This is a genomic window from Xylophilus ampelinus, assembly GCF_003217575.1.
Lineage (GTDB): Bacteria > Pseudomonadota > Gammaproteobacteria > Burkholderiales > Burkholderiaceae_C > Xylophilus > Xylophilus ampelinus.
On sequence record NZ_QJTC01000003.1, the window covers coordinates 210320 to 232250 of the forward strand.

The 21931-nt window shown below is 68.8% G+C and carries 20 protein-coding genes; 11 read left to right on the forward strand and 9 right to left on the reverse strand.

From position 1 onward, the window contains the following. Positions 1–91: 91 nt before the first annotated feature. From DFQ15_RS03860 to nagZ, 10 genes are all read left to right on the forward strand, one after another. Positions 92–1576, forward strand: a complete 1485-nt coding sequence (locus tag DFQ15_RS03860; protein WP_110464700.1) for a DegQ family serine endoprotease — start codon at positions 92–94, stop codon at positions 1574–1576. 423 nt (positions 1577–1999) lie between these two features. Continuing rightward, positions 2000–3808, forward strand: coding sequence for a translation elongation factor 4 (gene lepA / locus DFQ15_RS03865; protein WP_110464701.1), 1809 nt, complete (start codon positions 2000–2002; stop codon positions 3806–3808). Between the two features lie 20 nt (positions 3809–3828). Then, positions 3829–4809 carry a signal peptidase I gene (gene lepB, locus DFQ15_RS03870; protein ID WP_110464702.1) on the forward strand — a complete coding sequence of 327 codons (981 nt, stop codon included), beginning with the start codon at positions 3829–3831 and terminating at the stop codon, positions 4807–4809. A 47-nt stretch (positions 4810–4856) separates the two neighbouring features. Next, positions 4857–5216 carry a DUF4845 domain-containing protein gene (locus DFQ15_RS03875; RefSeq protein ID WP_110464703.1) on the forward strand — a complete coding sequence of 120 codons (360 nt, stop codon included), beginning with the start codon at positions 4857–4859 and terminating at the stop codon, positions 5214–5216. Then, positions 5217–5912: a ribonuclease III gene (gene rnc, locus DFQ15_RS03880; RefSeq protein ID WP_374940998.1), complete on the forward strand. Its 696-nt coding sequence runs from the start codon at positions 5217–5219 to the stop codon at positions 5910–5912. A gap of 122 nt (positions 5913–6034) precedes the next feature. After that, on the forward strand, positions 6035–6979 hold the full coding sequence (gene era, locus DFQ15_RS03885) for a GTPase Era (RefSeq protein ID WP_110464704.1): 945 nt from the start codon (positions 6035–6037) through the stop codon (positions 6977–6979). A 230-nt stretch (positions 6980–7209) separates the two neighbouring features. Further along, positions 7210–7971, forward strand: coding sequence for a DNA repair protein RecO (recO, locus tag DFQ15_RS03890; protein ID WP_110464705.1), 762 nt, complete (start codon positions 7210–7212; stop codon positions 7969–7971). Next, positions 7968–8759, forward strand: coding sequence for a pyridoxine 5'-phosphate synthase (locus tag DFQ15_RS03895; protein WP_110464706.1), 792 nt, complete (start codon positions 7968–7970; stop codon positions 8757–8759). Before recO ends, DFQ15_RS03895 begins: the two co-directional genes overlap by 4 nt. Before the next feature lie 59 nt (positions 8760–8818). Beyond that, positions 8819–9214: a holo-ACP synthase gene (gene acpS / locus DFQ15_RS03900; RefSeq protein WP_110464707.1), complete on the forward strand. Its 396-nt coding sequence runs from the start codon at positions 8819–8821 to the stop codon at positions 9212–9214. 33 nt (positions 9215–9247) lie between these two features. Beyond that, the gene (gene nagZ / locus DFQ15_RS03905; protein ID WP_110464708.1) at positions 9248–10348 is read left to right on the forward strand and encodes a beta-N-acetylhexosaminidase; all 1101 of its coding nucleotides are present in this window, start codon (positions 9248–9250) and stop codon (positions 10346–10348) included. A gap of 90 nt (positions 10349–10438) precedes the next feature. On the opposite strand, the gene DFQ15_RS03910 is transcribed toward nagZ, so the two are convergent. The 3 genes from DFQ15_RS03910 to DFQ15_RS03920 form a co-directional block, all read right to left on the reverse strand. Next, on the reverse strand, positions 10439–11512 hold the full coding sequence (locus DFQ15_RS03910; protein ID WP_233504255.1) for a GGDEF domain-containing response regulator: 1074 nt from the start codon (positions 11510–11512) through the stop codon (positions 10439–10441). Between the two features lie 168 nt (positions 11513–11680). Further along, positions 11681–13216 (reverse strand): lysine--tRNA ligase, encoded by a 1536-nt coding sequence (gene lysS, locus DFQ15_RS03915; protein WP_110464710.1) that lies wholly within the window; start codon positions 13214–13216, stop codon positions 11681–11683. A gap of 232 nt (positions 13217–13448) precedes the next feature. Further along, a complete protein-coding gene (locus DFQ15_RS03920; protein ID WP_110464711.1) occupies positions 13449–14090 on the reverse strand; it encodes an LON peptidase substrate-binding domain-containing protein in 642 nt (213 codons plus the stop codon). 50 nt (positions 14091–14140) lie between these two features. On the opposite strand from DFQ15_RS03920, the gene DFQ15_RS03925 reads away from it, so the two are divergent. Further along, positions 14141–14695 carry a YggT family protein gene (locus DFQ15_RS03925; RefSeq protein ID WP_110464712.1) on the forward strand — a complete coding sequence of 185 codons (555 nt, stop codon included), beginning with the start codon at positions 14141–14143 and terminating at the stop codon, positions 14693–14695. A 30-nt stretch (positions 14696–14725) separates the two neighbouring features. On the opposite strand, the gene accD is transcribed toward DFQ15_RS03925, so the two are convergent. From accD to DFQ15_RS03955, 6 genes are all read right to left on the reverse strand, one after another. Beyond that, complete coding sequence (gene accD / locus DFQ15_RS03930; protein WP_110464713.1) at positions 14726–15598, reverse strand: acetyl-CoA carboxylase, carboxyltransferase subunit beta; 873 nt, start codon at positions 15596–15598, stop codon at positions 14726–14728. A 76-nt stretch (positions 15599–15674) separates the two neighbouring features. Further along, positions 15675–16484 carry a tryptophan synthase subunit alpha gene (trpA, locus tag DFQ15_RS03935; protein WP_110464714.1) on the reverse strand — a complete coding sequence of 270 codons (810 nt, stop codon included), beginning with the start codon at positions 16482–16484 and terminating at the stop codon, positions 15675–15677. Then, the gene (gene trpB, locus DFQ15_RS03940) at positions 16481–17776 is read right to left on the reverse strand and encodes a tryptophan synthase subunit beta (RefSeq protein ID WP_110464715.1); all 1296 of its coding nucleotides are present in this window, start codon (positions 17774–17776) and stop codon (positions 16481–16483) included. The genes trpA and trpB overlap by 4 nt, the downstream gene beginning before the upstream one ends. Positions 17777–17833: 57 nt before the next feature. Further along, complete coding sequence (locus tag DFQ15_RS03945) at positions 17834–18526, reverse strand: phosphoribosylanthranilate isomerase (protein ID WP_110464716.1); 693 nt, start codon at positions 18524–18526, stop codon at positions 17834–17836. Beyond that, a complete protein-coding gene (truA, locus tag DFQ15_RS03950; RefSeq protein ID WP_110464717.1) occupies positions 18523–19332 on the reverse strand; it encodes a tRNA pseudouridine(38-40) synthase TruA in 810 nt (269 codons plus the stop codon). Before truA ends, DFQ15_RS03945 begins: the two co-directional genes overlap by 4 nt. A gap of 40 nt (positions 19333–19372) precedes the next feature. Continuing rightward, positions 19373–21856, reverse strand: a complete 2484-nt coding sequence (locus DFQ15_RS03955; RefSeq protein ID WP_310593106.1) for a FimV/HubP family polar landmark protein — start codon at positions 21854–21856, stop codon at positions 19373–19375. Between the last annotated feature and the right edge of the window lie 75 nt (positions 21857–21931).

Below are 21931 nucleotides of genomic sequence, written 5' to 3' on the forward strand. Positions count from 1 at the left end.
GCCGGCGAGCGGAACCTTCCGTTCCATTTCATTTCAGATGCGTATCGTTGTATCCGGTCTGCCGATATCGGCGGCCCCATGAAAGGTCTCTATGCTGCAGTTTGGTGGGCGTAATCTGAAGGTGCGTGCCCTGACGGGTGCCTTGGCGCTGGCGATGGCCGGCGCGGCCGTGCCTGTGGTACCGGTGATGGCCCAATCCGCACCGATCGGTCAGCGTTCCCTGCCCGACTTCACCGACCTGGTGGACATGGTCGGTCCGTCGGTGGTCAACATCCGGACACTGGAAAAAACCACTCCCCGCAGCGGCGCGGAGGATGCGATGGACGAGCAGATGCTCGAGTTCTTCAAGCGCTTCGGCATCCCGATGCCCAACGGTCCCCGCGGCGGCAACGGTTCGCGCGGACAGCGCCCTCCTCAAGGCGAGGAGCAGCCGCGCGGCGTCGGTTCCGGCTTCATCCTCACCGGCGACGGTTTCGTGATGACCAACGCCCATGTGGTCGACGGCGCCGACGAGGTGATCGTCACCCTGACCGACAAGCGCGAGTTCAAGGCCAAGATCGTCGGCGCCGACAAGCGCACCGACGTGGCCGTGGTCAAGATCGAGGCCACCGGTCTGCCTGCCGTGAAGGTGGGTGACTTGAGCCGGCTGCGGGTGGGCGAATGGGTGATGGCGATCGGCTCTCCTTTCGGCCTGGAGAACAGCGTGACCGCCGGCATCGTCAGCGCCAAGCAGCGCGACACCGGCGACTATCTGCCCTTCATCCAGACCGACGTGGCGATCAACCCGGGCAACTCGGGCGGACCGCTGATCAACATGCGGGGCGAGGTGGTCGGCATCAACAGCCAGATCTATTCGCGCTCCGGCGGGTTCATGGGCATTTCGTTCTCGATCCCGATCGACGAGGCGATCAACGTCAGCGAGCAACTGCGCCAGAGCGGCCGGGTGTCGCGCGGCCGTATCGGCGTGCAGATCGAGCCGGTCACCAAGGACGTGGCCGAGGCGATCGGCCTGGGCAAGCCGCAGGGCGCGCTGGTGCGCGGTGTCGAGACCGGCTCGCCGGCCGAGAAGGCGGGTATCGAGGCGGGCGACATCATCACCCGCTTCGACGGTAAGACGATCGAGCGCACCAGCGACCTGCCACGGCTGGTCGGCAGCACCAAGCCGGGCACCAAGAGCACCGCGACCGTCTTCCGCCGCGGCGCTACCCGCGAGTTGACGATCACCATTGCCGAGATCGAGCCCGACCAGCCCGCGCGCAAGCCGGTGGACAAGGAAGAGGCGCGCCCCACCTCCAACGCCGGCAAGGGCCTGGGCCTGGGGGTGAGCGAGCTCACCCCGGCGCAGAAGAAGGAGTTGAAGCTCAAGGGCGGGGTGCGGGTGGACACCGCCACCGAAGGCGCGGCACGCGCCGGGCTGCGGGAAGGCGACGTGATCGTGGCGGTCGCCAATGTCGAGGTGACCGGCGTCAAGGAGTTCGAGGCCGCGGTCTCGAAGGCCGACAAGAACAAGCCGGTCAGCGTGCTGGTCCGGCGGGGCGAATGGGCCCAGTACGCCCTGATCCGGCCGACCCGCTGAGCGGATCAGCCCCATCCCCGACTCGGGAATAGCGCGGGCTGCCGTCGGTTTTGAGGTGAATCCCGGCAGCCAGATTGGGTAAAATAGTGCGTCTTTTGCACCGGCGCCGGCCGAGGGCGGGACGAAAGCCCCGCATTCCCAGGAATGGCAAACGGTGCACAGGCGATCCACAGATCGCCCACAAGTTGTTCAGATGTGCGGCGGTGCAAATTGTGAATAACTTGTGCATAGATTTTTGCGTTGCCCCCCGGCAACGTTCCTTCCCTCCGGTTTTTGCGCTGTGCGTTCTGGCCTTTTTGCCTACAATGAAGCCCCAACTATCGCAGTTGCCATAGATTGTTGGTTCAGGGCGCGTTGCCAATCAACGCGCCCTTTTTTCTTTGTCCGGGCCGAATAAATTCAATCACTTAACTGTTCCCGTTGATGAAGAACATCAGAAATTTTTCGATCATTGCGCACATCGACCATGGCAAATCGACGCTCGCCGACCGGCTGATTCAGCGCTGCGGCGGCTTGGAAGAACGCCAGATGGAAGCCCAGGTTCTGGACTCGATGGACATCGAAAAGGAGCGTGGGATAACCATCAAGGCGCAGACCGCCGCGCTGCACTACAAGGCGCGTGACGGGCAGGTCTACAACCTCAACCTGATCGACACGCCGGGCCATGTCGACTTCTCGTACGAGGTCTCGCGTTCGCTTTCCGCATGCGAAGGCGCGCTGCTGGTGGTCGACGCGTCGCAGGGTGTGGAAGCGCAGACGGTGGCCAACTGCTACACCGCGCTCGACCTCGGCGTCGACGTGGTGCCGGTCTTGAACAAGATGGACTTGCCCAACGCCGATCCCGACAACGCCAAGGCCGAGATCGAGGACGTGATCGGCATCGACGCGACCGACGCGATCCCGTGCTCGGCCAAGACCGGCATGGGCATCGACGAGATTCTCGAGGCGATCGTCGCCCAAGTGCCGGCGCCGCGCGGCAATCCCGACGGTCCGCTTCGCGCTATGATCGTCGACAGCTGGTTCGATCCCTACGTGGGCGTGGTGATGCTGGTGCGTGTCGTCGACGGCCGACTGGGCAAGGGCGAGCGCTTCAAGATGATGGCGACCGGCACTGTCTACAACGCCGACAACCTGGGCGTCTTCACGCCCGCCAACCTGCCGCGCGATTCGCTGGAGGCCGGGCAGGTGGGCTACATCATCGCGGGCATCAAGGAACTGCAGGCCGCCAAGGTCGGCGACACGATCACGCTCGAGAAGAAGCTGCCCAACAACGCGGGCCCCGCCACCGAGGCGCTGCCGGGCTTCAAGGAAATCCAGCCGCAGGTGTTCGCCGGCCTCTACCCGACCGAGGCGAGCGAGTACGACTCGCTGCGCGACGCGCTGGAGAAGCTCAAGCTCAACGACGCGTCATTGCACTACGAGCCCGAGGTGTCGCAGGCCCTGGGCTTCGGCTTTCGATGCGGCTTCCTCGGCCTGCTGCACATGGAGATCGTGCAGGAGCGGCTCGAGCGCGAGTTCGACCAGGACCTGATCACCACCGCGCCCAGCGTGGTCTACCAGGTGGTGCGCGCCGACGGCGAGGTGCTGATGGTCGAGAACCCGTCCAAGATGCCCGACCAGGGCCGGCTGGAAGAGATCCGCGAGCCGATCGTCACGGTGCACCTCTACATGCCGCAGGAGTACGTCGGCCCGGTGATGACGCTGGCCAACCTGAAGCGCGGCGTGCAGATGAACATGTCCTACCACGGTCGCCAGGTCATGCTGACCTACGAGATGCCGCTGGGCGAGATCGTGCTCGACTTCTTCGACAAGCTCAAATCGGTGTCGCGCGGCTATGCCTCGATGGACTACGAATTCAAGGAGTACCGCGCGTCCGACGTGGTCAAGGTCGACATCCTGCTCAACGGCGAGAAGGTCGATGCGCTGTCGATCATCGTGCACCGCAGCCAGAGCCAGTACCGCGGCCGGGCGGTGGTCGCCAAGATGCGCGAGATCATCAGCCGCCAGATGTACGACGTGGCGATCCAGGCCGCCATCGGCGCCAACATCATCGCCCGCGAGACCATCAAGGCGCTGCGCAAGAACGTGCTGGCAAAATGTTATGGCGGCGACGTGTCGCGCAAGCGCAAGCTGCTCGAAAAGCAAAAGGCGGGCAAGAAGCGGATGAAGCAGATCGGCTCGGTGGAGGTACCGCAGGAAGCCTTCCTCGCGATCCTCCAAGTAGAAGACTGACCCGCACCCGAGACCCATTCATGCAGATCCTCACCTCTTTCGTCCTGGCCGCTTTCGTGGCTTACGGTGGCGCCTGGTACTTCGGTGCCGTCGAAGGCAATTTCGCCCTGCTGATGCTGCTGGCGACCCTGGTCACCGGCGCCTTCTGGATCGCCGACCGGCTGGTGTTCGCCCGCCGCCGGCGTGCGGCCGCGGACGCGCTGGCCGCATCGGCCGTGGCCCGCCGCGAAGAACTCACCCGCCAGGGCATCCGCAAGGTCGATGGTGCCGAAGACGCCGACCTGGGGCAGGCCCGCACCCGCATCCTGATGCAGCCCTGGTGGCTCGACTGGACCGCCGGCCTGTTCCCGGTGATCGCCATCGTGTTCCTGCTGCGCTCGTTCCTGTTCGAACCATTCAAGATTCCGTCTGGTTCGATGATCCCGACGCTGCTGATCGGCGACCTGATCCTGGTGAACAAGTTCACCTACGGCATCCGGCTGCCGGTCGCCAACATCAAGCTCACCGACGGCACGCCGCCGGCGCGCGGCGACGTGATGGTGTTCCGCTACCCGCCGCAGCCCAGCATGGACTACATCAAGCGGGTGGTCGGCCTGCCGGGCGACGAGGTGGCCTATCTGAACAAGCGTCTGACGATCAACGGCAAGCCCGTCGAGACCACCGCGGTGCCCGATTTCTTCGCAGAGGACGCGGTGCGCTACTTCAAGCAGTGGGAGGAACAGCTGGGCACCCACAAGCACCGCCTGCTGATCGACGAAGACCGTCCGGCCTACGTGCCCGGCGCTTCCAACTTCGAAGGCCGCGATCTCTGCCGCTACACCGTCGAAGGCGTCACCTGCAAGGTGCCTGCCGGCCAGTACTTCGTGATGGGCGACAACCGCGACAACTCGCTGGATTCGCGCTACTGGGGCTTCGTGCCCGACAAGAACATCGTCGGCCGCGCGTTCTTCATCTGGATGAACTTCAGCAACCCGTTGAAGCGCATCGGCGGCTTCGACTGAGCGTGCCGGTTGCAGTCTCTTTGCCTTTTCGATATTCGGAGAATTCCATGAAACACCAGCATCCGCCTGCGAAGCACCAGCGCGGCATGGGCATCGTCGGCCTGTTCTTGACGGCCGTGGTCATCGGCTGCGTGGCCATCGTCGTGATGGGCGTCGTGCCGACCGTGATCGAGTACCAGGCGATCAAGCGCGCCGCCGACAAGGCCAGCCAGGAAAACTCGGTCGAGCAGATCCGCAGCGCCTTCGACCGCTACCAGGCGATCGACGACTTCTCGTCGATCAGCGGCAAGGATCTGACGATCGCCCGCGACGGCGACAACTACCGCGTATCCTTCGCCTACCAGCGCAAGATCCACCTGGCCGGACCCGCATCGCTGGTACTCGACTACACCGGCCAGACGAAGTAGGTGGCGGCGCCCCTGAACGCGGAAATCTCCGCCCTCCAGCACCGGCTGCATCACCGCTTCGACGATCCCCAGTTGCTGCTGCGGGCGGTGACGCACCGCAGCTTCTCCAGCGACCACTACGAGCGGCTGGAATTCCTGGGCGATTCGGTCCTCAACCTCGCGATCTCCGACCTGATCTACGGCCGGCTGGGCACGCTGCCCGAAGGCGACCTGTCGCGGGTCCGGGCCAACCTGGTCCGCCAGGAAACCCTGCACGAGATCGCGCTCGACCTGGGCCTGCCGCCGGTGCTGCGGCTCGGCGAGGGCGAGGCCCGCTCGGGCGGCCAGCGGCGGCCGTCGATCCTGGCCGACACGGTCGAGGCGCTGATCGGCGCGGTCTACCGCGACGCCGGCTTCGACGCGGCCGCGGCGCTGGTGCACCGGCTCTTCGCCAAGATCGACATCGCGCCCCACATGCCGGCCGCCAGCAAGGACCCGAAGACCGCGTTGCAGGAGTGGCTGCAGGGCCGCAAAATGAAGTTGCCCAACTACCGCGTGGTGACGACCCTGGGCGCTGCCCATCTCCAGACCTTCGACGTCGAGTGCGAGATCGTCGAACTCGGCCACGCCGAGCGCGGCATCGGCGGCTCCCGCCGTTCCGCCGAGCAGGCGGCCGCGGCCGCGATGCTGGCGTACCTGAAAACGAACAGACCATGAACAACGACGCTACCGACCCTCGTGCTGCACACGGTGGCGTGGAGCCGCCCGCAGCCGCATCCGACGCTCCGGGTCCAGGCCCCGCGGCCGCCCCGCCGGCCGCGGCCGATCCGCTCGGCGCGATGCTGGCCGCCGCCCGCCCGGGCGTGGTGGTCACCGACGTGCCCGTCGCGTCCCAGCGCTGCGGCGTGATCGCCATCGTCGGCAAGCCCAATGTCGGCAAGTCGACGCTGCTGAACGCGCTGGTCGGCCAGAAGATCAGCATCACCTCGCGCAAGGCCCAGACCACGCGCCACCGCATCACCGGCATCAAGACCCGCGAGGAGACGCAGTTCATCTTCGTCGACACGCCCGGCTTCCAGACCCGGCACGGAACCGCGCTGAACAAGTCGCTCAACAAGACGGTGCTGGGCGCCATCGGCGACGTGGACCTGGTGCTGTTCGTGGTCGAGGCGGGCAGCTTCACTTTGGCCGATGCCAAGGTGCTGTCGCTGCTCAAGCCCGGCATTCCGGCGCTGCTGATCGCCAACAAGCTCGACAGCGTGCTGCGCCGCGCCGAGATGCCGCCGTGGTTGAAGGGCATGCAGGAGCGCCACCCTTTCGCCGAGTTCGTCCCGATGTCGGCCAAGAACAAGGGCGACATCGAGCGGCTGTTCGGCATCTGCGCCAAGTATCTGCCGCAGCAGGGCTGGTTCTACTCGCCGGAAGAGCTGACCGACCGCAGCGAGAAATTTTTGGCCAGCGAGACGGTGCGCGAGAAGCTGTTTCGCTTCACCGGCGACGAACTGCCCTACACCTCGACCGTCATCATCGACAAGTTCGACGAGGAAAAGAGCAAGACCCACGGCCGGATGCTGCGCATCGCCGCGACCATCGTGGTCGAGCGCGACGGCCACAAGGCGATGGTGATCGGTGACAAGGGCGAGCGGCTGAAGCGCATCGGCACCGAGGCGCGCCAGGAGCTGGAGAAGTTGATGGACTGCAAGGTGTTCATCGAGCTGTGGGTCAAGGTGCGCTCGGGCTGGGCGGACGACGAGGCGCGGGTGCGGTCCTTTGGGTATGAGTGAGCTCCCCCCCAGGCTGCGCGCTTCGCGTCTTCGCCTACCCCCTGCAGGGGGCGGTGCTGGGTGCCCGGCAAAGCCGGCTCACCTGCACCCTGAGGCACAGGCTTCGCTGCGCTTGCCTGGCTGGTCTGCTGTGGCGGCCGGGTGGCCGGGTCGGGTCGCCGGCACCCTGAGGCGGGCGCTTCGCTGCGCTCGCTTCAAAAGCAAGGCCGGGCGCGTTCGTACGGCGGTGTATGGCGCTCAAGCGGGTCGCTGACGAGCCGGGGTTCGTGCTGCACCAGTACGCCTGGAGCGAGTCCAGCCTGATTTTGGATGTGTTCAGCCGGTCGCATGGGCGGGTGGCGCTGGTGGCGAAGGGGGCGAAGAAGCCGACGTCCAACTTTCGGCCGGTGCTGCTGCCGCTGCAGCCGCTGCGGCTGACCTGGACGCTGTCGCCGGGGGAGGGCGCCGAGATCCATACGCTGCGCGGGGCCGAATGGGCCGGCGGGCATGTGATGCCGACGGGCGATACGTTGCTGTCGGGCTACTACTTGAACGAGCTGCTGATCCGCCTGCTGGCGCGCGACGATGCGCATCCGGCGTTGTTCGATGCCTATGTCGCGGTGGTGCGGGTGCTGGCCTCGCAGCACGGCGAGGCGCTGCAGCCGGTGCTGCGGGCCTTCGAGCTGCGGCTGCTGCGGGAGGTGGGATTTCTTCCGTCGCTCGACCGCGAGACGGCGACGCAGCAACCGTTGATGGCCCACGAGCGCTATGTGCTGGTCGCCGAAGGCGGGCTGCGGGTGGCCCACGACGACGACCGGGTGTCGCTCTCGGGCGCTCAGTGGCAGGGCCTGCACCGCAGCCTGGAGGCCGACGACGCATTCACCGCCACGCTGCGCACCGCGGCCGATGCCGCCGCCGAGTTGAAGCCGCAGTTGCGCAACCTGCTGCACTACCATTGCGGCGTGACCACCCTGCGCACCCGCCAGATGATGATGGACTTGCAAGCCCTATGACCGACGCCACCGCCACCACGGCTTTCCGTCCGCACGCCACCGCGCTGTCGATCAACGTCAACAAGGTCGCGTTGGTGCGCAACACCCGGCACCTGGGCATTCCCAGCGTGACCCGGGCCGCCCGACTGTGCCTGGAGGCCGGCGCACAGGGCATCACGGTGCATCCCCGGCCGGACGAGCGCCACGTCCGGGCCGGCGACGTGTACGAACTGGCCGAGTTGATGCGGGCCTGGCCCGGCCGCGAATTCAACATCGAAGGCAACCCCTCGCAGAACCTGATGGCGTTCATCCGCCGGGTGCGGCCGCAGCAGGCCACCTTCGTGCCCGACAGCGAAGACCAGTTCACCAGCGACCATGGCTGGAGCTTTCCCCAGGATGCCGAGCGCCTGGCGCCGCTGATCGCCGAATGCACCGCGCTGGGCGTGCGCGTCAGCCTCTTCATGGACCCGCTGCCCGAGCAGATGGCCGCCGCCCGTGCCGTGGGCGCTTGCCGGGTCGAACTCTATACCGAGCCCTACGCCGCCGCCTGGCGCACCGACCGGGCCGCGGCCGTGCTGGAGCGCTACCGCGCCGCCGCTCAGGCCGCGCTCGACGTGGGTCTGGGCGTGAATGCCGGCCACGACCTGAACCGCGACAACCTGCCGGCCTTCGTGCGCGGCGTGCCGGGGCTGCTGGAGGTCTCGATCGGCCATGCCCTGATCGCCGATGCGCTGGAGCTGGGGTACGCCGCCACGGTACGGGCCTACCAGCAGGCCATCGCGGACGGCCATGCGGCCAGTCACTCCTGAATTGATAGCTAGAGGTCGGCGTACAGCGCCGGCCAGAGGCCGATTGGGCTTATAAAAAGATGATCTACGGCATCGGCACCGATATCTGCGACGTGCGGCGCATCCGCGCCAGCCTGGGCCGCCACGGCGACCGCTTCGCCGAGCGGGTGCTGGGCGAGGACGAACTGGCCGTCTGGCGGGCCCGCCGCGCACGCTGGCCCGAGCGCGGCGTGCGCTACCTGGCCACCCGTTTCTCGGCCAAGGAAGCCTTCAGCAAGGCGATCGGCCTGGGCATGGTGTCGCCGATGGCGTGGCGCCTGTGCGAGATCCTCAACCTGCCCGGCGGCCGGCCGACCATCGTGCTGCACGGCGCCTTGAAGACCTGGTGCGCGGAGCGCGGCCTGCGCGCCCACGTCACCGTGACCGACGAGACCGACTACGCCGCCACCTTCGTGGTGGTCGAGACCGACGCCTGACGCGCGTCCTGCCCCCGCATCCCGAACGCCCCCATGACCGCTGTTGCGACCGCCTACGCGCCCCTGATCATCGACATCGCCGGCACGGTGCTCACCGCCGACGACCGGCGCCGGCTGGCCGACCCGCTGGTCGGCGGGCTGATCTACTTCAGCCGCAACTGGGAGAGCCGGGCGCAGATCACCGCGCTCTCGGCCGAGATCAAGGCCGTGCGGCCCGACCTGCTGGTCTGCATCGACCACGAGGGCGGCCGGGTGCAGCGGTTCCGGCAGGACGGTTTCACCCACCTGCCGCCGATGCGGGCGCTGGGTGAGGTGTGGATGCACGACGGCCGCGGCGCGGCGGGCAGCGGCGCGATGCGTGCGCTGAACGCGGCCACCGCCGCCGGCCACGTGCTGGCCGCCGAGTTGCGCGCCTGCGGCATCGACTTCAGCTTCGCCCCGGTGCTCGACCTGGACCACGGCGCCAGCGGGGTGATCGGCGACCGGGCCTTCCACCGCGATGCGCGGGTGGTGGCGGCGCTGGCCCAGGCACTGGCCCACGGCATGCTGCGGGCCGGCATGGCCCACTGCGGCAAGCATTTCCCCGGGCACGGCAAGGTGCGGGCCGACTCGCACACCGACATCCCGGTCGACCACCGCAGCCTTGAGACGCTGCTGGCCGACGACGCCGCGCCCTACGCCTGGCTATCGGCCAGCCTCGCCGCGGTGATGCCGGCGCACGTCATCTATTCGAAGGTCGATGCCCGGCCGGCGGGCTTCTCGCGCGTGTGGCTGCAGGATGTGCTGCGGGCGCGCCTGAGCTTCCACGGCGCCGTCTTCAGCGACGACCTGAGCATGGAAGGCGCCCGCCGCATCGAGGGCCGGCTGGTGAGGCATGCCGAGGCGGCGCTGGCCGCGCTCGGCGCCGGCTGCGACCTGGCGCTGCTCTGCAACCAGAGCCTGGGCGACGGCGCCGGCGTGGAGGCGCTGATCGACGGTGTGCGCCAGGCGCTGCACGACGGCACCGCGACCGCCAGCGCCGCGTCGGAGGCACGGCGCCGGGCGTTGCTGCCGCCGGGCCCGGCGCCGGGATGGGATGCGCTGCAGCAGCAGCCGGCCTACCGCCACGCCCGCGGTCTGCTCGCCGCGCTCTGATGCTATCGAATCAATAGCTGGTGGCCGGCGTTCCAGGATGGCCGTGGCCACTTTTCTCTTGAGAACGGCCTGCAGGGCGGGCGCGCCGCTTCACCCGAGCCGCTGCTCCACCGTGTCCATCTGGATCTCGAAGCTGAAGAAGCGGTTGCGGCCCTGGGCCTTGGCGGCGTAGAGCGCCTCGTCGGCCCGCATCAGCATGCTCTCGGCGCTGGTCAGGTCGTCGGGCACGCAGGTGGTGATGCCGCCGGACATCGTGAGAAACCCGCCCAGCGGCGAGGCCGGATGCGGTATCGACCGGCCCCGCAGCACCTGCGCCAGGGCCCGGGCGAAGGTCATCGCGCCCGAGCGGGGCGTGTGGGGCAGGATCAGGGCGAATTCCTCACCGCCGTAGCGCGAGGCCACGTCCCGCGGCCGCATGCATATCTCCTGCAGCAAACGGCCCACCTGGCGCAGGCAGGCATCGCCGCTCACATGGCCCAGCGCGTCGTTGTAGGGTTTGAAATAGTCCAGGTCGCAGAGCATCAGCGTCAGCGGCTGGCCGCTGCGGCGTGCCGCGGCGATCTCCTGGTGCAGCAGCCGGTCGAGTCCGCGCCGGTTCACCAGGCCGGTGAGCGCGTCGCGCTCGACCATCGCATTGAGTTGCCGGTTGGCGGCATGCAACTCGTCCGAGAGGGCGATCAGCCGGTGCCGCATGTCGAGCAACCGGCGCATCGCCCGCAGCTTGGCGATCAGCACCACCGGCTTGACCGGCTTGGTCAGGTAGTCGTCCCCGCCGGCCTCGATGCCGCGCCACAGATCCAGGTCGCCGTCGCGGGCCGACAGGAAGATGATCGGCGTCCAGCCGCCACCGGCTTCGGCCTGGCGCATCTGTTGAGCCACCCAGTAGCCGTCGTGCTCGGGCAGAACCACGTCGAGAAGCACCAGGTCGGGTTTGCGGCCGCTGAACAGCGCCAGTGCCTCGGGACCGTCGGCCGCCTCCAGCACGCTCGACACGCCGGCCGTGCGCAGGTTGGCGACCAACGCCTGGCGCATCGAGGCCTGGTCTTCCACCACCAGCACGGTGAACGCATCGTGGCCTTCCGGGACAGGCGCGGAAGGCAGGGGGGCGGCAGGCGGGGTTGGAGGGGCGGGCGGGTTCATCGATCGGACGGCGCGGCGCGGCATCGGGCCTCTCTAGCTTACGGGCGCGCATGGAGGTTGGATGCAAGTCGCATGTACCGTCGTCCGGATGCAACACGGCCGGGTGCGCGGACGGGCTGGTGTCTGTGGGTGGACGACAGGCCCGCGCAGGCCGAAACCGCTCGGCCTTCCGGCGCGGGGTGGGCAGCGCTCTCAGACTTCCCTGCGCAGGGCCGGGAACAGGATTACGTCGCGGATACTCGGCGAGTCGGTCAGCAGCATCATCAGCCGGTCGATGCCGATGCCGCAGCCGCCGGTGGGCGGCATGCCGTACTCCAGCGCCCGCACGAAGTCGTGGTCGTAGAACATGGCTTCGTCGTCGCCGCTGTGCTTGGCATCGACCTGCGCGTCGAAGCGGGCGGCCTGGTCCTCGGCGTCGTTCAGCTCCGAGAAGCCGTTGCCGAACTCGCGGCCGGTGATGTAGAGCTCGAAGCGCTCGGTCACCTCGGGCCGGTCGTCGTTGGCGCGGGCCAGCGGGCTGATCTCGGTCGGGTGCTCCATGATGAAGGTCGGCTGCCAGAGCTTCTCTTCGACGGTTTCCTCGAAGTACAGCACTTGCAGGCTGGCCAGGCTGCGGCCGGAGAGGCGGTGCTTTTCTTCCGACAGGCCCAGCTTCTTGACCGCGTGGGTCAGCCATTCGGCATCGTCCACCTTGTCGCCGGCCTCGGTGTACTTGACGATCGCTTCGCGGATCGTCAGGCGCTCGAACGGCCGGCCCAGGTCCACCTGCCTGCCCCCGTAGCTGAGCCGCTGGCCGCCCGTGGCCTTCTCGGCGATGGTGCGGACCAGCGTCTCGGTGAAGTCCATCAGGTCGCGGTAGTTCCAGTACGCCGCGTAGAACTCCATCATCGTGAACTCGGGGTTGTGCCGCACGCTGATGCCTTCGTTGCGGTAGCTGCGGTTGATCTCGAACACCCGCTCGAAGCCGCCGACGATCAGCCGCTTCAGGTACAGCTCGGGCGCGATCCGCAGGAACATTTCCTGATCGAGCGCGTTATGGTGGGTCTTGAACGGCCTGGCGTTGGCGCCGCCGGGGATCGGGTGCAGCATCGGCGTTTCGACCTCCAGGAAGTCGTGCGACACCATGAACTCGCGCAGCGCCGATACCGCCCTGCTGCGCGCGGCGAAGCGGGCGCGAGCCGTCTCGTCGGTGATCAGGTCTACATAGCGCTGGCGGTACTTCTGCTCCTGGTCGGCCATGCCGTGGAACTTGTCGGGCAGCGGTCGCAGGCTCTTGGTGAGCATGCGCAGTTCGCTTACCTTGATCGACAGCTCGCCGGTCCTGGTCTTGAACGCGGTGCCGGTGGCCGCCACGATGTCGCCCAGGTCCCAATGCTTGAAGGCGGCGTACGCCTCGTCGCCCACCGCGTCGCGGGTGATGTAGAGCTGGATCCGGCCGGTGCTGTCCTGCACCGTGGCGAAGCTGGCCTTGCCCATGACGCGCTTCAACATCATCCGGCCCGCGACGCTGGCGGCTACCGGCTGCGCTTCCAGCGCCTCGGCATCGGTCGCGCCGTGCGCGGCCTGCAGGGCGGCGGCACGGTCGGCGGGCTTGAAGTCGTTCGGAAAGGCGACGCCGCCGCCCGCGGCCTGCGCGGCCCGCAGCCCCTTCAACTTCTCCCGCCGTTCGGCGATCAACTGGTTTTCGTCGGCGGCGGGCGCGGTGGCGGGGCGGGTGGTGTCGGACATGATGGAGCAGTGGCGGCGGCGAGGCCGCATTCGGCAGGCGAAACCCGCGATTCTAAGTTTTGCCGAGGCGATGCTCCGCATGCCTTTTGCTCGTCGTATGGCGCGACAGTTAGAAGACGGGCAGCAAGCGTAGCGAGCGGGCCTAGCTCGCGTCGAGGACCGGAGATGTACTCCCGTACATCGAGGACCGCAGGCGCGAGATCGGCCCGCGCAGTAGCTTGATGCCCGTCTTCTAGGGAGTGAGGCCGTTGCGGGTGAGGATATCGCCGACCAGCTCGAGCCGCACCACCGGATTCTCCAGCGCCATCAGCCGCTGGCGCAGCTCCAGCGGTATCGGCAGCAGCTCGCACCAGCGGTTGGACACCCAGCCGCAGTCGTCGAGCCGCCAGGGCGGTGCCATCGGCAATGGAGGCGCCTCGGGTGGGGCGGGGCGCTGCTCCAGCGTCTCGATCAGCTGCTGCAGCGCATCGGCGGTCGGGCGCAGGTCTTCGGGCACCTGCACCGCGATGTCGTGGTCGATCTGCTTCACGTCCGCGATCCAGAGGCCGTGGCGCAGCTGTTCCTGCCGCTCGATCCGGAAGCGCTGGGTGCCGGTGCAGCGCAGCACCAGAAGGCCGGGCTGCGGCGTCTCCAGCGTCTCGATCGTGGCGAGGGTACCGACGGTGTTGAAGGATTCGGTGGCGCCGCCGGCCACCCGCACTTCGGAGCCGGCGGTCAACGCCACCACGCCGAAGGGCGCGCCGGCCGCATGGCAGCGGCGCACCATGTCGAGATAGCGCACTTCGAAGATGCGCAGCGACAGCACGCCGCCGGGGAACAGCACCGAGTCCAAAGGGAACAAGGGCAACGAGGTCAGGCTCAGGTCTTGGGGCATCGGCGGCTATCATCCCACGGCTCCCGACCTCCCTGCCCACGGCCGCCTCCATGCTCTACCAAATCCTGTCGTTCCTCCTGGACATCGCGGTCGCTTTCGTCGGCGGGGCCTGTTTGCTGCGGCTCTACATGCAGGCCCAACGGTTGCCCTTCGGCAATCCGGTGGGCCGGCTGGTGTTCGCGATCACCGACTGGATCGTGATGCCCTTGCGCCGGCTGGTGCCGGCCTGGGGTCGCTGGGACATGGCCAGCCTGCTGGCGGCCTACCTGCTGGTGCTGGTGAAGCTGCTGATCCTGTGGGGCGTGCTGGGTGCGGTGACGCCCGCCGGCTACCTGCCGGTGATCGCGCTCTTCGCGCTGGCGCAGCTGGCGATCTCGATGTTCACCGCGCTGCTGATCGTGTATGCGGTGATGTCGTGGGTGCAGCCGCATTCGCCGCTGATGCCGATCGCCGAACGGCTGTGCGCGCCGATCGTCGCGCCGCTGCGCCGCCACCTGCCGTCGGTGGGTGGCTTCGATTTCTCGCCGCTGGTGGCGCTGATCCTGCTGCAGGTGGCCGGCATGGTGCTGGGCGGATTGCAGGGCGAGGTGCTGCGGCTGGTCTAGCCTCAGGCGCCCGTGGGGCGTAGCGTCCCCTTATTCGACCGCGTCGGCCGGCAGGCGCTGCAGCATGGCCAGCGCGCTGGCGACGGTCTTGCGCAGCTGGCGGCGGTCGCAGATGAAGTCGACCGCGCCCTTGGTTTGCAGGAACTCGGCGCGTTGGAAGCCTTCGGGGAGGGTGACGCGCACGGTCGATTCGATCACCCGCGGGCCGGCGAAGCCGATGAGCGCCTTGGGCTCGGCGATCACGATGTCGCCCACGAAGGCGAAGCCGGCCGAGACGCCGCCCATGGTCGGGTCGGTCAGCACGCTGACGTAGGGCAGGCCCTTCTTGGCGAGCCGGGTCAGCGCCGCATTGGTCTTGGCCATCTGCATCAAGGAAAGCAGACCTTCCTGCATGCGCGCGCCGCCGGTGGCGGTGAAGCACAGGAACGGCACCTTCTGCTCGACCGCGGTCTCGACACCCCGCACGAAGCGCTCGCCGACCACGCTGCCCATGCTGCCCCCCATGAAGTCGAACTCGAAGCAGGCGGCGACCAGGTTGACGTTCTGCACCGCGCCGCCCATGACGATCAGCGCATCGGTCTCGCCGGTGTTCTCCAGCGCTTCCTTCAGCCGCTCGGGGTACTTGCGGCTGTCCTTGAACTTGAGCGCGTCGACCGGCAGCACTTCCTGGCCGATCTCGTAGCGGCCTTCGGCATCCAGGAAGGCGTCGAGCCGCGCCCGGGCGCCGATGCGGTGGTGGTGGCCGCAGCTGGGGCAGACGTTCTGGTTCTGCTCCAGGTCGTTCTTGTAGAGCACCGTCTCGCAGCTGGGGCACTTGATCCAGAGGCCTTCGGGCACCTGGCGGCGCTCGGTCGGGTCGGTCTGGGCGATCTTGGGGGGAAGAAGCTTTTCGAGCCAGCTCATGCGAGGTCTCCGGTGGCGGGCATTCAGGGGGCAGGGAGCAGTCGGAGCGCCTTCGGCGCTCCGGAACCGGTCGATTTTACGCGTCGAGCGCCTGGCGGATACCGGCCAGGAAATCCCGGGCGGCCGGCACCACGCCTTCGCGCGGCTGGCGCTCGATCAGCTGGATGATGCGGCTGCCGATCACCACCGCGTCGGCCACCCGGCCCACCGCCCGTGCCGTGGCGGCGTCGCGGATGCCGAAGCCCACGCCCACCGGAATCTGTACATGGGCGCGGATGCGGGGCAGCATCGCCTCGACCGCCGCGGTGTCCAGGTGGCCCGCGCCGGTCACGCCCTTGAGCGAGACGTAGTAGACGTAGCCCCCGGCGATCTTCGCTACCTGCGCCATGCGCTCGTCGGTGCTGGTCGGGGCCAGCAGGAAGATCAGGTCCATGCCGTGGGCCGCGAGCCGCGCGGCGAAGTCGGCGCACTCCTCGGGCGGGTAGTCGACGACCAGCACCCCGTCGACGCCGGCCGCCGCCGCATCGCGGACGAACGCGCCGGCTCCGTGCCTGCCGTCGTAGCGTTCGACCGGGTTGGCGTAGCCCATCAGCACCACCGGCGTGTCGGCATCCTGGGTGCGGAAGGCGCGCACCATCTCCAGCACCTGGCGCATGCCGATGCCGAGCGCCAGCGCCCGCTCGCCGGCCTGCTGGATCACCGGGCCGTCGGCCATCGGGTCGGAGAAGGGCACGCCCAGTTCGATCACGTCGGCGCCCGCGGCCACCATGCCGTGCATCAGCTCGGGCGTGATGTCGGCATAGGGGAAGCCGGCGGTGACGTACGGGATCAGGGCCTTGCGGCCGTCGACCCGCAGCCGGGCGAAGGTGGCGGCGATACGGCTCATGACTGCGTCCCTACGCCCTTGGCGCCCGAAGCGTCGTGCTCGGGCGCCATCGCGCCCTTGACGACGTGGCCGCGCATCGACGGCCGGTCGTAGAAATCGGCGCCCGACAGGTCGGCCACGGTGCCGATGTCCTTGTCGCCCCGGCCCGAGAGGTTGACCAGGATCGACTGGTCGGGCCGCATCGTGGCGGCCATCTTCATCGCATGGGCCACCGCATGGCTCGATTCCAGCGCGGGAATGATGCCTTCGGTGCGGCACAGGTGGTGGAACGCGGCCAGTGCTTCCTTGTCGGTGATGCCGACGTATTCGGCCCGCCCGATGTCGGAGAGGTGCGCATGCTCGGGGCCGACACCGGGATAGTCCAGGCCGGCGCTGATGCTGTGCGTCTCGGTGACCTGGCCGTCGTCGCTCTGCAGCAGGTAGGTGCGGTTGCCGTGCAGCACGCCCGGGCTGCCGCGCAGGATCGAGGCCGAATGCCGGCCGCTGTCGAGGCCTTCGCCCGCCGCCTCGACGCCGATCAGCCGGGTGTTCTCGAACGGGATGTAGGGGTGGAAGATGCCCATCGCATTGCTGCCGCCGCCGACGCAGGCCACCACCGCGTCGGGCTGGCCGCCGCTCAGGAAGGCCGGCATCTGCTCGATGCACTCGGTGCCGATCACGCTCTGGAAATCGCGCACCATCATCGGGTACGGGTGCGGGCCGGCCACGGTGCCGATGATGTAGAAGGTGTTCTCGACGTTGGTGACCCAGTCGCGCATCGCCTCGTTGAGCGCGTCCTTCAGGGTCTTGCTGCCCGAATCGACCGGCACCACGGTGGCGCCGAGCAGCTTCATGCGGTAGACGTTGGGGCTCTGGCGCTTGACGTCCTCGCTGCCCATGTAGACCACGCACTCCAGGCCGTAGCGGGCGCAGATGGTGGCGGTCGCCACGCCGTGCTGTCCGGCACCGGTCTCGGCGATGATCCGCGGCTTGCCCATGCGCTTGGCCAGCATCGCCTGGCCGATCACGTTGTTGATCTTGTGGGCGCCGGTGTGGTTCAGGTCCTCGCGCTTCAGGTAGATCTGCGCGCCGCCGATGTCGCTGCTGGTGCGCGCCGCGTGGTAGACCGGCGACGGCCGTCCGACGAAGTGCGCCAGTTCGTACTGGAATTCGGCGAGGAATTCGGGGTCGTGCTGGTAGCGGGCGTAGGCGGCCCGCAGTTCCTGGATCGCGTGGGTCAGGGTCTCGCTGGCGAAGGTGCCGCCATAGGGCCCGAAATGGCCGGACGCGTCCGGCTGCTGGTAGGCATACATGTGTGAACCGATCAGGGAGGCCGGCGCCGCCGGGGCGGCGCGGGCGAGGTGGTTGGCTTACAGCGCCTGGTCGGCGGCGCGCACGGCCGCGACGAAGCGCTGGATCTTCTGGGCGTCCTTGATGCCCTTGTGGCCCTCGCGCTCGACGGCGGAGCTCACGTCGACCGCGAGCGTCCTACCGCGCGGCCGCAGGGCGGCGATGCCTTCGCCCACGTTTGCAGGCGTGAGTCCACCACTCAAGACGAGGTGAGCGTCGACGCTTGGAGGAAGAAGTGACCAATCGAATGTCTTTCCGCTGCCGCCGTAGCCCTCGACATGGGCGTCGAGCAGGATGGCCCGGGCATCGGCATAGCTGGCGGCGTATTTTACGAGGTCGAACGCCGGTGCGTCCGCGCCGAGGGGAATGCGCGCCGCCCGCAGGTAGGGGCGCAGGCCGTTCTGCGCGGCCATGCGGCACTCCTCGGGCGTCTCGTCGCCGTGGAACTGGAGGCAGGCGCCCGGCACTGCCGAGGATGCGGCGATCACGTCGCCCGCGGCCGCGTTCACGAACAGCAGCACCGGCGTCACGAACGGGGGCAGACGTGCGGCGAGCACCGCCGCGCGCTGCGGGCTGACATGGCGGGCGCTGGCCGGGTAGAGCACGAAGCCCACTGCGTCGGCGCCCGCGTCCACCGCGGCATCGACGTCCTGCTCGCGGGTCAGGCCGCAGATCTTGATCCGGGTGCGCAGGGGCGGGGAGGCTTCGTTCATGGCAGCCCATCATACGCAGCGGTCCGCTGGGGCAGGCCCCAGCGGGCGTCGTAGACCGGCCCCAGAAAATACAACCCGTCGGGCGAGAAGGTGGGCGCCGCGGCCCTGCGCGAGCGGGCCTCCAGCACCTCGCGCATCCACGACGGCGGCTGCTGGCCCTGGCCCACCACCAGCAGGCAGCCCATCAGGTTGCGGATCATATGGTGCAGGAAGGCGTTGCCCTCGAACTCGAAGCGCCAGTAGGCGCCCGGCCACTGCGTGTCGTCGCCGGTGTCGCGGCAGCGGATGTCGGCCCGGTGCAGCGTCTTGACCGGCGAGAGCGCTTGGCAGCTCGATGCGCGGAACGACGAGAAATCGTGGGTGCCGAGCAGATGCTGCGCTGCGGCCTGCATCGCGTCCAGGTCCAGCGGCCGGTGGAACCAGCCGACGCGGCCCGCATCGACGCTGGGCCGCACCGCCGACTGTCGCAGCACGTAGGCGTAGCGGCGCGCAACGGCACTTGCGCGGCAATGGAACTCGGGTGGTACCACTTGCGCCCATTCGACCGCGATGTCGGGCGGCAAATAGCGGTTGGTGCCGCGCACCCACGAGATCGGCAGGCGGTCGATGTCGGTGTCGAAGTGCACCACCTGCATCAGGCCGTGCACGCCCGCATCGGTGCGGCCGGCGCAGAGGGTCGATATGCGCCGGACCGCGAACCGGCCCAGTGCCGATTCGAGCTTGTCCTGGATCGTCTTGCCCGAGGCCTGGCTCTGCCACCCCTCGTAGCCCTGGCCGTTGTAGCTGATCCCGAGGGCCATCCTCACGGCGACGGGGCCGCCGCGGCGCGGTCGCGCGGCCGGACGTTCAATCGAGTTCCGCGAGCATGCCCTCGGCGCGGGTGCGCAGGCTGCCCTTGGCTTCGGCGATCACTTCCTCGACGAGATGGCGCGCACCGTCGGCATCGCCGATGGCCGCGAACTCTTCGGCCAGCGCCAGCTTGGTCGCCAGCGCGTCATCGGGCGACGGCACGCTGCCGGTGATGTCGGCCGGCACGGGCGGTGTCTCGGCCGGAGCGTCGAGGTCGAGCGACAGGGCGTCCATGTCGAAATCGACCGCGGCGGGCATGGGGGCAGGGCTCGCCGCTGGCGCGGTGGCGCTGGAGGCGGGCGTGTCGTTCAGGGTGAAGTCGAGGCCGAAGTCGTCGTCCGCTGCGGGCGCGGCCGCCGGTGATGCCGGCGTGCGAGGCGACGAAGGGAACTCGGAGAAGTCAAGGTCCAGCGAGGGCATGACAGGCGCGGCGACCGGCTCGGGCACATCGTCGACGAAGGAAGGGGTCTTCAAGGGCTCTTGCGGGGCAGCCGCCGGCACCGGGGGCGCCGTTTCGGGGCGGGCATTGCGTGCGACGGCCGATGCCGCTGCGGCGCCGCCGACGCCGGCCGCAGTAACGACGGCGACGGGTGCCACATCCGACAGGGTGGGCTGTGCCTGGTACAACGAGTTGGCCGGCGCCAGCTCCTGGCCCAGGTTGCGGATGCGCTGCCAGTCCTCGCCCTGGCCGTCGGTTACCCGATAGGCCTCGGCCGCGATGGCATGGAAGGCCGGCGCATCGGAACGGCGGGCATAGATTTCTGCCAGCTTCGCATGCAGTGCGGTGCGCTCGGGATGGATGCGCAGGGCGTCCTTCAGGATCTCCTCGGCCTGCAGGTCGCGGCCGTAGGCAAGGTACACATCGGCCTCGGCCACCGGGTCGACGTCGCCGCCCGCATCGAGCTGGCTAGGCGAGTAGCTGGTGGCGATCACCGACTGGTTGCTGCTGGTATCGACATGCTGGCCGCCGCTGTTGCCGAAGAAGGAATCGGCATGCATGCGGCTTTCGAGGAAGCTGTTGTCCTGCACCGCGCGGCGGCGGCGGATCGTGCGGTACGACGCCAGGGCGACGAGTAGGGCGACGAGCAGGCCGGCGACGGCGAACACGCGAGCGTCGTGCAGCAGGCTGCCGAGACCGTCCTCTTCTTCCACGACCGGGGCGGCTGCCGGTGCGGGCGTGGCCGGGGCAGCGGGGACCGCGGCGGGTGGCGCGGCTGCCGCGGTGTCGGCCGGCACCGGCGGCGTCGGTGCCGCAGGTGCGTCGGCAGCGGATACTGCCGTCGAAGGGGACGGGGGTGCGGTGGCCTCGGCGGCGGGTGCCGGTGGCGTCGCCGGCGCAGGGGCCGGCGCGGCGGGAACGGCTGGCGCGGTCACCGCGGGCGTCGCGCCCGGTGTGCTGGCGGCACCCAGGCGGTTCAGGTCGCTGAGGTTCTTCGACAGCTCGGCCGACCGGTTGGCCGCATCGCGGCTGTTGCCGGCCTGGGCGACGCGGTCGGCTTCGGTGCCGGTGGCGCCCTTCGAAAGCATCAGGCGGTCGGGCGGGGTGGCGGCTGCGCGGCGGTCCTCGACCTGGGTCTGTACGCTGCCGGTCACGGAGCGCTGCGGCATGCCGACATCGGCGGCCGGTGCGCGGCCGGCCAGACGGCGACGGAATTCGTTGAAGTCGCGGCTCTGGGCGACCACGATCTGGCGCGCCTGCGGTGCGGGCGTCGCGGCGATCTGCGCGGTGTCGGGCATGTCCAGCACCACGCCGGCGCGCATGCGGTTGACGTTATTGCCGATGAAGGCGTCCGGATTGGCCTGCAGCAGCGCGACCAGCATTTGGTCGAGCGACACGCTCGCGGGTTGGTTGGCGGCGGCGATTCGGCCGGCGGTGTCGCCCGGCCGCACGGTGACCTGCGATGCGCCGGTCGATTGGCGCGGTTCCGCCGCCACGGCAGGCGCACGGGGCGCTGCAGGCGGTCGCTCGACGATCGGCGCGGACGCAGGGGCGGGCACTGCGGCCGCCTGCGGGGCAGGCAGGGCACGGGCTGCGCCCACCGGAGCGACCGATGGTTGCGGTGGCGCGGCGACCTGCGGTGCGATCTGCGGCGCGGCGGCGCGGTTGCTCGGCGGATCGAGCAGCACGGTGTAGTTGCGGGAGACGCGGCCGCCGTTCCAGTTGGCCTCCAGCAGCATTTCCAGGAAGGGGTCGTTGACCGGGCGGCTGCCGGTCACGCGGACCACCGAGCGGCCGTCGGCGCGGCGCGCCAAGCTCATTTGCAGGCCGGCCATGACCGGGCTGTACTCCACGCCCGCGGCGCGGAATGCGGCAGCCGAGGCGGGCTGCAGCACCAGGGTGTCCGCTTCGAGCGCGGTGATTTCGGGAACTTCGATTTCAGCGCGGAGCGGCTCGCCGAGAGCGGACTGCACCGTCATCCGGCCCAGGGCCAGCGCGGAGGCGTTTCCGGCGAAAACCAGACCGCCCATGGCCAGAATCACGGCAGCTGCCAAACGATGCCGTGGCCCTCCGAAAGCTGCGGTTGACGCGGCCCCTCCGGCCTGTACAACCGTCCG

Excerpts from the sequence above, each read along its gene's own strand:
- era (WP_110464704.1), top strand. The coding sequence starts at position 6,035 with ATGCTGGCCGCCGCCCGCCCGGGCGTGGTGGTCACCGACGTGCCCGTC.
- DFQ15_RS03860 (WP_110464700.1), top strand. The coding sequence starts at position 92 with ATGCTGCAGTTTGGTGGGCGTAATCTGAAGGTGCGTGCCCTGACGGGT.
- lepA (WP_110464701.1), top strand. The coding sequence starts at position 2,000 with ATGAAGAACATCAGAAATTTTTCGATCATTGCGCACATCGACCATGGC.
- nagZ (WP_110464708.1), top strand. The coding sequence starts at position 9,248 with ATGACCGCTGTTGCGACCGCCTACGCGCCCCTGATCATCGACATCGCC.
- lysS (WP_110464710.1), bottom strand. The coding sequence starts at position 13,216 with ATGTCCGACACCACCCGCCCCGCCACCGCGCCCGCCGCCGACGAAAAC.
- recO (WP_110464705.1), top strand. The coding sequence starts at position 7,210 with ATGGCGCTCAAGCGGGTCGCTGACGAGCCGGGGTTCGTGCTGCACCAG.
- trpB (WP_110464715.1), bottom strand. The coding sequence starts at position 17,776 with ATGTATGCCTACCAGCAGCCGGACGCGTCCGGCCATTTCGGGCCCTAT.
- accD (WP_110464713.1), bottom strand. The coding sequence starts at position 15,598 with ATGAGCTGGCTCGAAAAGCTTCTTCCCCCCAAGATCGCCCAGACCGAC.
- DFQ15_RS03875 (WP_110464703.1), top strand. The coding sequence starts at position 4,857 with ATGAAACACCAGCATCCGCCTGCGAAGCACCAGCGCGGCATGGGCATC.
- DFQ15_RS03945 (WP_110464716.1), bottom strand. The coding sequence starts at position 18,526 with ATGAACGAAGCCTCCCCGCCCCTGCGCACCCGGATCAAGATCTGCGGC.
- DFQ15_RS03910 (WP_233504255.1), bottom strand. The coding sequence starts at position 11,512 with ATGCCGCGCCGCGCCGTCCGATCGATGAACCCGCCCGCCCCTCCAACC.
- DFQ15_RS03920 (WP_110464711.1), bottom strand. The coding sequence starts at position 14,090 with ATGCCCCAAGACCTGAGCCTGACCTCGTTGCCCTTGTTCCCTTTGGAC.
- DFQ15_RS03925 (WP_110464712.1), top strand. The coding sequence starts at position 14,141 with ATGCTCTACCAAATCCTGTCGTTCCTCCTGGACATCGCGGTCGCTTTC.
- lepB (WP_110464702.1), top strand. The coding sequence starts at position 3,829 with ATGCAGATCCTCACCTCTTTCGTCCTGGCCGCTTTCGTGGCTTACGGT.
- trpA (WP_110464714.1), bottom strand. The coding sequence starts at position 16,484 with ATGAGCCGTATCGCCGCCACCTTCGCCCGGCTGCGGGTCGACGGCCGC.
- acpS (WP_110464707.1), top strand. The coding sequence starts at position 8,819 with ATGATCTACGGCATCGGCACCGATATCTGCGACGTGCGGCGCATCCGC.
- DFQ15_RS03895 (WP_110464706.1), top strand. The coding sequence starts at position 7,968 with ATGACCGACGCCACCGCCACCACGGCTTTCCGTCCGCACGCCACCGCG.